Below are 13963 nucleotides of genomic sequence, written 5' to 3' on the forward strand. Positions count from 1 at the left end.
CCCCCGCAGTTCGCAACAGAGTCTGCCAGGGAGTTTGAAAAAGATCGGCTCGTGATCATTCACGAGGAGTTGCTGGTGCAGGTGGCCAAGTCCTGGGGGCAGGCTGAGTAGCATCCTTGTCTTGCGGGGAAGTTGGCGGTGGCTGAGTTTCCAGGCCTTGCACTTCAAAGATCGATAGCGATTGATCCTTGCTGACAGTGATCAGTCGATTGGCTGATGGACTCAGTGCCACTCCGGTAATCTGAGATGTGTGGGATTCATCCAGGGCCAGTTGGTCGCCCGAATCGACAGTCCAGATGTGAGTTTCGTTCTTACCGGCAAATCGCCCCCCTGAACCTGTAATGGCAATAGGGAGCCGGGGAGATTGACTGGTCGCGGTGACAATTCTTCGAACTGGTCGGGCATGGCCACCATAAAAGCCTAATGGCTGTCCGTCTTTGGTCTGAAAGACAAAACACTTCTCATCGAGACCACCGCAAATCAGGAAATCACTTTGAGGTGTGAATTGAATCGCCAGGACAGGGCGTTCAAATCCCGTCAGCTTGTGAAGCACCTCACCAGTGGTCGCTTCTCGAAGAAACACTTCGCCAGCTTTGAAGGCTCGAGTCTCATCGCCTGCCGATGTCGCCAACCATTCACCAGAGGGAGACCAGGCCACGCTGGTGACCGGGAAACCGTGATCAATCAGCATTAACTGGCGCTGGGCCGTTTCAACCAGAAAGACTCGGGTGGCTTCATCGTCACAGGCCGTTACCAGTTGTTTCCCATCCGGGCTCCACGCCAGATCCAGCACATAACCACGGTGGCCGGGAAGTGTTTTCAGCGGTTCCAGAGTAGGGTTTCCATCTGTCCCTGCGTTAACTTTCAATAGCTGTACGGATTGGTAACTTCCAGCCGCCAGCGTCGATCCGTCTGGTGAAAACGCGAGTCCACGCACTTGACCTGCGGGCCAGTTCCAAGTGTGAAGTTTGGAACCGTCCAGATGGGTCAGCAGGATCGATTTATCGAGTCCCACTGCAATCCACGGCTGGTGTGGATGTGCTGCGACAGAATAGGCTGGCCCATCAAGTTTTACCGTTTTGACCGACTTCAGCTTGATGGTGGGGAGATCCTGAGCCTGCGTTTCGAGGGCGCAGAGCATCACACCGAATCCGGCAATGAGCCAAAGCAGCCAGCGTTGATGGGTCATCACAAAGGGAATCCTTTTTCGTGTGGCAATCGTCCGTTGATTCGAAGTGATCACGAGTTGATATCCGGCGTCTTCCCGCAATCAGTTTTCCAAATTGCCGTTGGGCGGATAGTCAATCAATGAATGACAGACCATCTGTACTTCAAACCGACATGGTCGAAGTTGCAAGTTGAATTTCGTGAGATCAAGTTTCAATGGATCAAGTTTTACCGGTATCGAAGATTTCGAAAGTCAAGGCATGCCCAGACTGATTTCGCATTCTCACTCACCCAAGATGCCGTCAGGAATGTCAAACAATTCTACCAATATCGATAACCACGCATGTGATGCTGAAACGCCTTGACCCTGCAAGTGTGCAGTTTACTCTCAGAAGAACTGAAAGGGATCGTCTGCATGGCCAGAAGTTCATTTCCGGGAAAAACCATGGCTGAAGTGATTGCAGGTTTCCTGTAAGATCGGAATGATGAAGGCTGTATGAAGCTTGGATCATGCTCAAAGACTGAAGTTGGTCGGTTCATTTCGTTGATGAGTTGAACACATCAGCTGCTGAGCCTGAGCTATGGATTGAAGCTGTGTGAATACAGCCGGGAAACTTGAAGCTGCAAACTTCTCAATGGCAATTCAATTGTGATTTGGAAAAATTGCTCGAGTGCTTCGAGATTCGACTTTGATAATGTTTTGACGGTACAAGGTTTGTCAGTAATAGGTTTGTCGGCTCAATCTTTGTTCGATTGAGTGTGGATAATCCTGATGATTCGAAATGTCTGGTTGACTTCTAACGGGAATCCAGCGACATGGCGGAATTGCATCACGAGTGCGGTGTAGCGGCGATCTACCACTTGCCTGGATTGGTGGAGAGCCCGCTGGCACCGCGACAGGGAGCAAGTCATACCTCGTGGCATATGCCGCGACTTTTGCTGGAGATTCAAAACCGAGGGCAACTGGCCGCCGGGATGACGTCGTACGATCCCGAAAGTGCCCAGATTCTGGAAACCCACAAAGATGTGGGGACGGTTTCAGAAGTTTTTGACATTCAGCATCAGGATCGATATCTCCCCTTGATGCAAAGGCTCAAGGGGCCGGCAGCCATCGGGCATGTTCGTTATGCGACTTGTGGCAAAGAAGACCGCTGTTATGCCCATCCTTTCGAGCGGACGCATATCGAGAAGAACAAGTGGTTTTCGTTTGCCTTCAACGGGCAGATTGCCAACTACACACAGTTGATGGAAGAGATTCAGGCCAAGCGGGAGTTTCATCTCGCCCGACAGACCGATACTGAAATTCTGATGCACCTGATTTCGCAGCAGCTTTCCGGTGACCGCCGCCCCTCGCTGGTCGAGCTGTTGACTGAACTCTCCAAAAAGCTGGATGGGGCTTACAACATTGTCTTTCTGAATGCACTGGGTGAAATGTTTGTCGCCCGTGATCCACTGGGGCTGCGGCCACTGTGCTACGCCATCGAAGGGCCCATGTTCGCCGCCGCCAGTGAGAGTGTGGCCCTGTCGAATCTTGGCTTTCGCAATGAGAACATTCACACGCTGGCCCCTGGCCATGCTGTCATTATTCAAAACAATCAGATCGAAGTGAAAAAATTTGCCGAATCACCCAAGACGGCGCATTGCTTCTTCGAGTGGATCTATTTCGCCAACGTGGCCAGTACGCTTGATGATCGCAGTGTTTATCTCTCGCGGAAAGCTCTTGGCGAAGAACTTGCTGCCCTCGAAGATATCGAGCGTGGTGACGACCTGATCGTGGTTCCTGTTCCTGATACTTCGAAAGCTGCCGCTGACGCAATGGCTTACAAACTGGGGGTGCCCAGTCTCGAAGGGCTGATTCGTAATCGATACATCGGGCGGACGTTTATCGAAGGCAAAGATCGCGCCGATAAAGCCCGGCTCAAGTACACGCCTCTTCGTGAAGTTCTCGAAGGGAAGCGGGTGCTGCTGGTCGAAGATACCATTGTTCGCTCCACGACAATGCAGGTGCTGATTTCGCAATTGCGTGAGCGTGGCGGTGCCAAAGAAGTTCATGTTCGCGTCGCCTGCCCCCCCATTGTGGCGCCTTGTTTCTACGGGATCGATATGTCATCGATCAGCGAGCTCTTCGCACCTCGATTTATTCAGTCGAATGCCGAACTGACGACGGAAGTTCAGGCAGAGATGGCTCGCGTGCTGGGGGCCGACTCTTTGCGATATCTGCCATTGCCTGCCATTGCTCGTAGCCTGGGCATGTCGGAAGGGAAGCTGTGCCGGGGTTGCTTGACGGGTGAATACCCCACACCGATGGGTGAGCAGCTCTATCAACTGGCTGTGGATGATGCCGCCAAGAAGCGACAAGGGATCCACGTCGCCCCTCGCAGAACTTACGAACAGACCCAGGTTGTCGCTTGTTCGACCAACTAAGACTTGCTTTGTTGATCGACATCGCCACACGTCAATGGGAGCAGATTTCTCCCTGACGATGGAGACGGTCAACCGTGAGGTTGAGCTCCGCCTGTCTGGGCTTGTTGTCTCCTGCCGTCGGTGAGTGATCTTTCTTTCGATGAGGATGTTTCAAGGTTTTGAAACTTTGTATTCTCATTGTGGAATCGGCAGGCTGGGGCCTGTCTTTCGAATTGGAAAGTGTCCCGAATCATGACTTCATCACGCCCCTTCGCACACCTGCATTGTCACTCACAGTTTAGCCTGCTGGATGGTGCGACAAGACTCGACGGTCTGATCAAAAAAGTTAAAGCTTCGGGGATGAACTCCGTCGCGATTACCGATCATGGGAATCTGTATGGCGCGCTCGACTTCTATCTGATGGCCAAAGGGGCTGGCGTTAACCCCATCCTGGGGATGGAAGCTTACATTGCTCCCGGGTCACGACTCGAAAAGTCCGGGGCCTCTCGTATGAAAGAGGCCAGTTACCATCTGACACTGCTGGCCATGAACCGAGTGGGATTCCAGAATCTTGTCAAACTTTCGTCCAAGGCATTCATTGAGGGCTTTTACTACAAGCCCCGCATCGATAAAGAAATTCTGGAAGCTCACAGCGAAGGATTGATTTGTCTTTCCGGTTGTGCGGCTGGAGAGCTTTCGCAGCATTTACTAGGTGAGCGATTCGAAGAGGCCGAGAAGCTGTGCCACTGGTATTCGCAGACATTTGGCGACCGCTTTTTTATGGAGATTCAGAACGCGGGATATCAGATCCAGCGGGATTGTCTCGAACGGACGGTCGATCTGGCGAAGAAAATGGGCTTACCACTCGTCGCCACCAATGACGCCCACTATCTGAATACCGAAGATGCCGCTGTTCAGGATGTCCTGCTCTGTGTGAATACGAAGTCGGAACGCAGTGACCCGAAGCGGATGAAAATGGAGGGTAACCAGCTCTTCGTTCGCACACCCGAGGAGATGTACGCGGCATTTGAGGGTTTCGAAGATGCCGTCGCGAGGTCACAGGAAATTGCTGATCGGGTCGATATTGATCTCGACCTGAAGACCAGGCACTTTCCTGTCTTTACCACGCCTGAAAACAAACGGGATATCGATTATCTGCGAGAACTGTGCGAAGAAGGTCTCAAATGGCGTTATGGCGAAGAGAATATCCGCCAGGAGCATCGCGATCGACTCGCTTTCGAGCTGAGTGTGATCGAGAAAATGGGCTATCCCAGCTACTTCCTGATTGTGTGGGACTTTGTTCGATTTGCTATCGAGAAAGGGATTCCCGCCAGTGCGAGAGGTTCGGCGTGCGGTGCTCTCGTCGCCTATGTGCTAGGGCTGAGTCATGTCTGCCCCATCAAGTACGATCTCCTCTTTGAACGCTTTCTTGATCCCAGTCGTACCGAGCCACCGGATATCGATATCGACTTCTGCCGGGATCGAAGGCAGGACGTGATTGACTACACCAAGGCCAAATACGGCGAAGCGAATGTTTCACAGATTGGCACCTTTGGAACATTGAAGGCCAAGGCCGCCATTCGCGATGTCGGCCGCGTGTTGGCAGTCCCACTGAAGCGTGTGGATGAGATTGCCAAGCTCGTCCCCGAAGAACTGGGTATTGAGTTAAAAGAGGCGCTAGAGAAAAGCAGTGATCTGAAAGCGGCCTACGATACAGACCCGCAGATTCGCGAGCTGTTTGATTACGCCATTCAACTCGAAGGCCTGGCCCGCAGTGCTGGCACTCATGCCGCAGGTGTGGTGGTTTCTGATCGTCCGATTTCCGACTACGTGCCACTGCAGACCATCAGTGGCAAGACAGACCTTGTCACGCAATGGGAAGGGCCCACAGTCGAGAAGGCCGGTCTTCTCAAAATGGACTTTCTCGGCCTGCGAAATCTCACAATTCTTGATAAGGCCGTCAAGAACGTTGCTCTTCATCGGGGAGTAACCATCGACCCAGTGAAGTTGCCACTCGATGACAAGGAGACTTACGCGCTTCTGCAGCGTGGTGAAACCAAGGGGATCTTTCAGCTCGAATCGGGCGGCATGCGCGACCTGCTGACCAAGATGAAGCCTGATAGTTTTAACGACATCATTGCAACATCGGCGCTTTATCGCCCTGGGCCACTGGAAGGTGGCATGGTGATGACTTATGTCGAAGTGAAGCATAAACGGGCACCGTTGCCGCGTGTTCATCCCATCATGGATACCATCCTGGATGAAACGTACGGCGTGATGGTTTACCAGGAACAGGTGATGCGAATTTTGAACCGGCTGGGTGGCATCGAATTGCCTCAGTCGTATCAGTGCATCAAAGCCATCAGTAAGAAAAAACTCGAGACAATTGCCAAGTATAAAGCTCAATTTGTGGAGGGATCGCAGAAGAACGGCTTGCCGGAGGCGAAAGCCACCGAACTGTTCGAAATGATCGAGAAGTTTGCCGGCTATGGCTTCAACAAATCTCACAGCACGGCCTATGCCGCAGTAGCCTACCAGACCGCTTTTTTGAAAGCGCATTATCCCGCAGAGTTCATGGCAGCGCTTCTTTCGTGCGAAATGGAAGACACCGACCGGATTAACGAGCATATTGATGATTGCCGGCGGATGAACATTGAGATTGTGCCGCCCGACATCAATCACTGCGATGTGGAATTCACGGTTCGCGGGCCACGTCAGGTGGCCTTTGGATTAGGAGCCATCAAAGGTGTTGGTGAGGCGACCACGCAGGCAATTGTCGAAGCTCGACAGTTGAAAGGCCCTTTCACCAGCATTTTTGATCTGTGTGAACGTGTCGATGCCAAGAGCCTGTCGAAGGGTTCATTGGAAATTCTCGTAAAGGCTGGGGCACTTGATAGTATTTCGCCGAAACGCGCTTCCCAGTTCGCGTGTATTGAGCGGGCTGTGCAGGCGGCACAGTCGCTACAGAAAGACAAAGCCCGGGGGCAGAAGAATCTGTTTGGCGGTGATGAAGCGGATTCTCAGCCCGGTGAAAGCACTTCGTCGGCGACACTTCCCGATGTGCCTGAATGGTCACATCGAGAAAAACTGGCTTATGAGCGAGAAGTTTTGGGATTTTACCTGACATCTCATCCGCTCACCGAGCAGGCCGAAACGATCGGTCGATACACGTCTTATCAGGCGATGCAACTGGCCGAACTTGAGGATGGTGTCGAGGTGATGCTGGGAGGGATGGTTTCCTCTATTAAGAAGGCCACCACAAAGAAGCCCAGCCGTAATGGGCACAGCCGGTATGTGAACTTCGATCTGGAAGATCCGACAGGTGTGGTGCGGTGCATTATGTGGCCTGAGCAGTATGCGGTGGCGGGCGAAAAAGTCGTTGCGGATGAGATTCGCTTCGTTAAGGGAAAGGTCGATAAGCGGAGCCGTGAGCCGAACGTGGTGATTGACCAGATCTGGACGATGGCCGAAGTGGAGCGGGATTTTACCAAAGCACTGGCGATCAAGTTCCAGCGGGGGATTCACGATGCGGCTGTGATTCAGCGAGTCAAAGATCTCCTGGGCAAATATCCTGGCAAATCCGAAGTGATCATTGTGGTGGATACCATCGATGAGGCGGATCCTGATCAGCGGTTGAGATACACGGCCCTTAAGCCCTTACCAATCAAGGTTTCGTGCAATCAGGATTTACGCGAAGGGCTGAATGATGCACTGGGCGCAGGAAGTGTCTCTCTGGTAGCCGAACGCCGAGGGATGTCGCGTTCGGGAAGTATTGGAAGGTAGAGATGACGGGAACTATCGTGGTGACTTCTGAAGCGAACCGCTGAGCGTCTGAGACATTAGATGCACCGTCGGCTGGCGATCACACGCTCGAACAATGTCTCAATGCGGGGGATCCCTGCTTCGTATGAGAATCTGCTGCTGACGTAGGCTCGCTGTGATACTGCTTCCATTTCTGGCGATCGAGCAAGTGAGGCCGCTTTCTGAACGGCATCTGCGATATCGAGGGGGCTTTCGACAGGTATGAGAGTGCCGTATTGCCCATCTTCGAGAATTTCCCGCGGGCCACTAGGGCAATCGGTCGCCACAACTGGAATTCCACAGGCAAGTGCTTCGATGAGCACGCACCCAAAACCTTCGTACCGCGAGGGGAGCACAAACAGGTTTGCTGCTCGGTAAAACGGGTAGGGGTTCGATTGATAACCATGCCACTTGGTGTACTGTTCGAGACCAAGGCTAACAGCGAGTTGATGCAATTCATTTTTCAGTGGGCCATCGCCCACAAAATGCCAACGTAAGTTTTTCAAACCTCGTTGATTCACGAGAATGTCGATAGCGGCCAACGCGATGTCGATGCCTTTTTGTTCGACAAGGCGTCCGACAGTCACGACATGGAAATGATCGACTTCAAAATCTGGCCCGGGGGCAAGCGATAATTCGAGAGCCTTCTCGACGTCGATCATGTTAAAGATGACTTCAATCTTCTCGGGAGGAACCGCGAGATCAGCGATTAAGCCACGTTTAACTCCGTCAGAGACAGCGATGACAGCATCGGCAGATGCATAGGCCTGGCTTGCTTTCTGCAACTCGTCAGCCGGATGACCGCCTGAGTAGAAGTGAACTTCACTCTGAGGATCAATCACTGCTACCGAAACGCGGGGAACTTTTGTTTTGAAAGAGGCTTGTGCTGCATCAAGTGTCGCCAGATAGCAATGATCGTAAACGAGATCAATTTTCCTGCGATGAATTGTTTGAGCCAAGTGGCCGATTCTTGATTGCTCTGTTCTTCCCCAGAGATGATCCCACTTCGAGCGAATCGTGCCTGCATACCCATCCCAGAACGAGTGGATCGGAATATCAGTCGGGAGCTTTTCCAGGAGTTCTCCTTCACGGTGGGAGAGATAGAGTTCGAGTTCAAATCGATTTCGGTTCAGTCGATGCAGGATCTCGAAAAGTTGCTTCTCTGCTCCTCCTCCATGCATGGAGCCGATCACACACAGAACACGAATCCGAGATTGTTCGCTGCTCATACCCGGAGATTCCCAGGGGGCGATGAAGTTTCAAGAATTGATCGCTGAAATGCGATGGCATCCGACTCGACGGGGATCACTTCATAACCACCAGCATGCAGATGGTCGATGACCTGATGGTAGATATTGTCCGGCATGCCCTGGCTGTTTCGACTGTGTTCAAAACGAATCACGGTGGGACGAAAAGAGGAGAAGTCGATGGAGAGGATGATTTCGGCATCATAGCCTTCTGTGTCAATCTGCAAGAGTTCCACCGAGGAGAAACCCGTTTTCTCGACGAGTTCAGCTAACGATTGACACGGAACAGGAACCTCTTCGATAGCAGAGTCGGGAATACCCAGTCGGTGCAGATGTGAACGATCGAAAGATGAGATCCCGATCGCCCATTCGGGGAGTGTTCCTAAACTGCTGCTGCGGACACGGTGCAGGGGCATGGTTGTGGCAGAATTATGGATCGCGCAGTTGATTGGACGAATTCCCTGGCAAGCTGCATAGGTACGACATAAAGCGGCATAAAGATCGGGCAAAGGTTCAACAACCACCCCCTCAATTGTGGATGAATTGGCCTTGATGAAATCATGAATCGGGTCAAATCGCATTCCGTCGCAGGCGCCAATCTGAATGAAACGAAAAAGCTTGGAACGGTGCATTCTATGCCACAACAAAGCTTCAAAATCGAAGAACTGATCGTTATCGGTACGCCGGATTTTCAGGCCACACCACTCAAGTAAACGTTTGATAATGATTCGTGCTTTAGCAGGCATGACGACAGCTTAGGATGAGGAGAATTGAATTTGAGCAAACAGCAACTCTTCTCAATATGGAAGGTCACGGGGCAGTTGACGGCAAGCGTTCATTACTAATAAGGGAATTTTAATGAAATTGCATGCCGCGGAGCCAAAATCGAATGAGCCCAAGTGTACATGAAAAGGTCTCATTTTTACGCCATATGCTCACGAGAGGTTCAACGCGGAAGCGAGTTGATGGTACATTTCGGCCTGAGGCAAAGAACAGGACGTTCATCAGGAATTGGCCCCAGGCGATGATTTGGGTTTCCACTGATTGGCACGCTCATTACGCGCTGCTTGACTCGCTGTTTCGACAATCCTCGCATGACGAGTCTGTGGCCTTTTGGCATTGAGAATCCATTCGAGAATGCCGCGTCTGGCCGAAGGAGGGAAAGCTGCAAAGTTCGCCGACGAACCAGGCCAGCGGGCGAATTCCTCGGCAAGATCATCCGGCACTTCGAGTTCATCGACTGTCGTCAGCTTATCCCAACTGCCATCCTCTTTGGCCGCTTGAATTCTGGCCATGCCTGCTGGAGCTAGAAGTCCCTGTTGTTCGAGACGGTGGATACGTTCTTTGTTGACTTTCGACCAACCGCTTTTGGGCTTTCGGGGAGAGACATAAAGCATTGTGCGGGTTTCGTCGAGTTTTCGTGGAAGGCTGTCGATCCACCCGAAGCAAAGCGCTTCCTCGACGATGGCATCATAGCCCAGCCATTCGTGATGCCGGCCTTTTTTGTAGGTGATGAGCCAGACGCCTGTCGATGCGAGGTGATGTGTTTGCAGCCACGCTCGCCACGCATTGCGGTTCTCGCAATGGATCGAGTTTTCGGGTTCGAGCTTGCTTTCCAATGAAGCAAGGGCTGGCTTTGAGGCCTTCGGTGAGCGGCCAGAAAATGCCATGATCGATGATCTCCGCGATGTGCTGATTCATTTTAACGTCGGAAGAAGTTGATCATCCAGTTGATCAATCGATTCAGCAGGCTGATGATGTTTGGTGAATACAAGCCCCAAATCAGACCAGCCAATGGCCCGAGGACAAGACCCGAGAGAAGATAAGCGGGAGCACTCCAGAGATAAATCATCGAGGCAGCAATTGTTGCTTCTCCACCACGTGGCCAGAAGAGTTGCGTGGGGATCGCCAGTACAAGCCATGCGATGACAGGACCAATGATCAGGCCCAGGAATCCGAAGATCATTCCACGAAACCAGTCAGGTTCGTTCACGGATTGACTCACTCCATTTGAGCAGTTTCAGGCAGGGTGAGGAAACATGTTACCCTCTTTGATCTCAACAACTCGGCAGAATCACAGATTAGCTGGCTCGCACCACTTCAATATGGTCTGCCTGTTCAGGATCAGTGAGCGGAAAGTCGCTGCGGCTGTGTGTGCCGCGGGTTTCTTCGCGCTTCATGGCGGCATGAATCACCGTCCGGGCGACGAGGAGCATGTTCTGCAGTTCCCAACCGGCAACCGTCGAGAATTCCCTGCGGCCCACGTACCGATCCCAGAAATCGACCTGATGCAAAGCCGCCAGCAGATCGGCTGCATTTCGCTCGATCCCCACGTTACGCCACATTTCACTGGTGAGTGAATTCAGCAGGTCGTCGACGCGGAGAGGTTCTTCGATGTTTTCCGCCGGCGAACGAGGCGACGAATCAATCGTATGGGCCGTAAAGACATCCGACTCAGACAGGGCAGCATTCGAGGCATTGCGCCCAGCCCGGAGACCGAAGACCAGTCCTTCCAATAAGCTGTTACTCGCTAATCGATTGGCTCCATGGAGACCCGTGCTGGAAACCTCGCCGGCAGCGAATAACCGGGGCAGAGATGTTCGTGCCTCGAGGTCGGTTTTCAGACCGCCAATCATATAGTGGGCACCGGGACGAACAGGAATCTGATCTTTGGCCAGATCGAGGCCGAAATCGGAGCAGACCTGGCTGATGTGCGGGAACCGTTCGCGAACAAGCTGCACGGGCAGGTGACTCAAGTCGAGGTAGACGCAATGGTGCCGCGTTTTTTCCATCTGTCGGGTAATGGCCCGGCTGACATCATCGCGTGGTGCCAGTTCGAGCAGCGGGTTGTAATCGGCCATGAAGCGATATCCATGACAATCCCGCAGGTAAGCTCCCTCACCTCGAACCGCTTCGGAGACGAGATGGCGCGAGCCACCCGCGATGTAAAGAACCGTGGGGTGGAACTGCATGAATTCCATATCCCGAAGAACAGCACCGGCACGGAAGGCCATGGCCTGTCCATCCGCCGTGGCAATATCCGGATTGGTCGTTTCGCGGAAAAGTCTGCCCGCACCACCCGTCGCGAGAATTGTCTGTTTGGCCCAGACGAAGGTTTTGCCGTGATTTGGGTTCCAAACGAGGGCACCGCGGCATTCGCGATCTCTGGTGAGCAGGTCAATCGTAAAGGTTTTTTCCCAGATATCGACGTTGGGTAAAGCACGAACTCGATCAATAAGTGCCCGCATCACTTCTTTCCCGGTCGCATCTCCTAAGGCATGGACGACGCGCCTGTGGCTATGGCCACCTTCCTGAGTCAGGGCAATCCCACCACCGGCCACTTCATCGAACCTGGCACCCATGCCGACAAGCTCGAGGATTCGCTCAGAGGCTTCCTGGACAACTGTATCGACAACGACGGAATCGCAAAGTCCCTTGCCAGCCGTCATGGTATCTGCCGCATGATTCGCGATGTCGTCGTAGGGATCGAACACACCGGCAATGCCACCTTGCGCCCAGGCACTATTCGAGTTGTAGACCTGGTCTTTGGTCGCCACAACGACTTGTAATGAGGGATCGATGGCCAAGGCCGCCCGCATGCCGGCAATGCCTGCGCCAATGATCAGTACATCGGTGAAAAGGTGAGGAATTCGTTTGGGATCGAACTCCACCAGGTACCGCCGCTTGGTTTCGAGTTCGATGGGGCCGATGTTGCTCATGCAGTTCCAGTATGTTCGTTGAGAGCTTGGTTTCTATGAAGAGATCCCCGCGAGGAACAGGTTCTCGACGACGAGGAATGTTCTCTTAGCCCAAAGAATTGTTTCCAGAATCTTAACGGATTGAGAGGAGTTGACCGACTCCAGACGAGGGTTTCCGGGAAGATATCTTTGGGGACTTCGAAATAGGCAGGAAGTGATGAATTTGACATAAGTCAACCTTGAAGAAGCGGCAGATTCAAGAACCACTTGACTTTACGTCATAATGCGAACTACATTTTGAGCGTCCGTGTCATGGACTGACAACCGCTTCACATTAGCCGTTTCCAGCTTCGGGAGGCCTCGAACGTGACAAAGAAAGAAATTGTCAAAGCGATCTCCGACGAGATTGGGCTGACCCAACTCAAAACGAAAGAGATTGTCCAGAAGACGTTCGACGCCATTGTGGAGACTCTGGTGGCGGACGGACGCATTGAACTTCGCAACTTTGGTGTCTTCGAAGTGAAGAAGCGTGCAGCCCGTAAGGCTCGAAATCCCAGGACGGGCGATAAGGTCTTTGTTCCCGAAAAGTTCGTGGTCACTTTCAAGCCCGGGAAAGAGATGGAAGAAAAGGTGCGGCAGCTGGAAGAAGCTGCTGCCCGTGAAGCCATGGCTCGCCACGAACAGGAACAGGCTGCTGAACGCGCCGCTGAGCAGGTTGCGGCAATTCCTGCTCCAGTTGCAGCAACTCCTCCACCGAGCTATGCCGAACCTGCTGCTGCCATCAGCCCAGTTCCAGCCCCGTTGCCTTCAGTCAATGGGCATGAATCGGGTATCAGCGAGACCGCAGTTCCCGGCACTTCCCAAGACTCAGGGCAGGTCTGATGCGTAATTAAAGACGCCTGACGTTTCCTGCCTTATCCTGTCATCAGTACAGAGAACCGCTCGAGAGAGCGGTTTTTTCGTTTTCTGATCAAGCCACAGTTGCCAGTGGCGTTCGAGCACTGATGCTTAGGGAGATCGTGTGTCGAAACAGGCTTCCAACAGGCAGAAACTGCATCAATGTGAAAACGTAAGAGCAAAGAATGCCTAAAGATAAACGTTTTGCGCGAATACGACGACTTTTCCAAAGTTAACGGGGAATTGCGTCGATAACTCCCAGCAGAACGAGAGCCATTCAGGGCGGTAAGGAGCTGCCCTGCAGGCTGTCTGATGCACGCGGTGTGTCGGACAATTTCCCAGGGAGGGGAACATGCGGACTCGATTGTTTGCCGGACTTTTACTGCTTGCAGCCACCACCTTTCAGGTGGGATGCATAGTTCCTATTTATTCGTCTTCACCAGACGTTCGAGCCCGCCAGCTGATCTACGTTTCGGAAGGCTATCGCCATATTCCGGAAATCTGGGATCGCGTCTGGGGCCTCGATATGCCTGATCTGGCGACACCGTATCGCACCCATGGCGGTATATTCTAAAGTCGCTCTGCTGATGACTGCCGTATGCTGAAGGCTTTTTTGCCCTCGGCTTGCACATGCGACGGCTTTCACATTGAAGCAGCCTGTGACATCGAATCAGCCACGCGTCATCAATCGTGATGATGTTGATGAATCGCTATTAATCAGCATGGCTCATGGCTTTGCCTTTTCAGGTT

General features: G+C 52.7%; 10 protein-coding genes. 4 read left to right on the plus strand and 6 right to left on the minus strand.

What is annotated here, in order from left to right; all coding sequences use genetic code 11:
- Nucleotides 1-55: 55 nt before the first annotated feature.
- Nucleotides 56-1189, minus strand: coding sequence for a WD40 repeat domain-containing protein (locus PLIM_RS06530; RefSeq protein ID WP_013109528.1), 1134 nt, complete (start codon nucleotides 1187-1189; stop codon nucleotides 56-58).
- Between the two features lie 794 nt (nucleotides 1190-1983).
- Here PLIM_RS06530 and PLIM_RS06540 point away from each other — a divergent pair.
- Both PLIM_RS06540 and dnaE read left to right on the plus strand, forming a co-directional pair.
- A complete protein-coding gene (locus PLIM_RS06540) occupies nucleotides 1984-3591 on the plus strand; it encodes an amidophosphoribosyltransferase (protein WP_013109529.1) in 1608 nt (535 codons plus the stop codon).
- Between the two features lie 231 nt (nucleotides 3592-3822).
- Nucleotides 3823-7353, plus strand: coding sequence for a DNA polymerase III subunit alpha (dnaE, locus tag PLIM_RS06545; RefSeq protein WP_013109530.1), 3531 nt, complete (start codon nucleotides 3823-3825; stop codon nucleotides 7351-7353).
- Nucleotides 7354-7409: 56 nt separating this feature from the next.
- On the opposite strand, the gene PLIM_RS22560 is transcribed toward dnaE, so the two are convergent.
- The 5 genes from PLIM_RS22560 to nadB form a co-directional block, all read right to left on the minus strand.
- Entirely contained in the window at nucleotides 7410-8600 is a 1191-nt protein-coding gene (locus PLIM_RS22560; RefSeq protein ID WP_013109531.1) for a glycosyltransferase, read from the minus strand.
- The gene (locus PLIM_RS06555) at nucleotides 8597-9364 is read right to left on the minus strand and encodes an FkbM family methyltransferase (RefSeq protein WP_013109532.1); all 768 of its coding nucleotides are present in this window, start codon (nucleotides 9362-9364) and stop codon (nucleotides 8597-8599) included. Before PLIM_RS06555 ends, PLIM_RS22560 begins: the two co-directional genes overlap by 4 nt.
- 258 nt (nucleotides 9365-9622) lie before the next feature.
- A complete protein-coding gene (locus PLIM_RS06560) occupies nucleotides 9623-10288 on the minus strand; it encodes a YdeI/OmpD-associated family protein (RefSeq protein WP_013109533.1) in 666 nt (221 codons plus the stop codon).
- A 32-nt stretch (nucleotides 10289-10320) separates the two neighbouring features.
- On the minus strand, nucleotides 10321-10611 hold the full coding sequence (locus PLIM_RS06565) for a hypothetical protein (protein ID WP_013109534.1): 291 nt from the start codon (nucleotides 10609-10611) through the stop codon (nucleotides 10321-10323).
- A gap of 88 nt (nucleotides 10612-10699) precedes the next feature.
- The gene (gene nadB, locus PLIM_RS06570; RefSeq protein ID WP_013109535.1) at nucleotides 10700-12337 is read right to left on the minus strand and encodes an L-aspartate oxidase; all 1638 of its coding nucleotides are present in this window, start codon (nucleotides 12335-12337) and stop codon (nucleotides 10700-10702) included.
- 345 nt (nucleotides 12338-12682) lie between these two features.
- Between nadB and PLIM_RS06575 the strand changes: the two genes are divergently transcribed.
- Nucleotides 12683-13198 carry an HU family DNA-binding protein gene (locus PLIM_RS06575; RefSeq protein WP_013109536.1) on the plus strand — a complete coding sequence of 172 codons (516 nt, stop codon included), beginning with the start codon at nucleotides 12683-12685 and terminating at the stop codon, nucleotides 13196-13198.
- 367 nt (nucleotides 13199-13565) lie between these two features.
- Nucleotides 13566-13787 carry a hypothetical protein gene (locus tag PLIM_RS06580; RefSeq protein ID WP_013109537.1) on the plus strand — a complete coding sequence of 74 codons (222 nt, stop codon included), beginning with the start codon at nucleotides 13566-13568 and terminating at the stop codon, nucleotides 13785-13787.
- The last annotated feature ends 176 nt before the right edge of the window (nucleotides 13788-13963 follow it).

This window comes from Planctopirus limnophila DSM 3776 (assembly GCF_000092105.1).
In the GTDB taxonomy this organism is placed as follows: Bacteria; Planctomycetota; Planctomycetia; order Planctomycetales; family Planctomycetaceae; genus Planctopirus; species Planctopirus limnophila.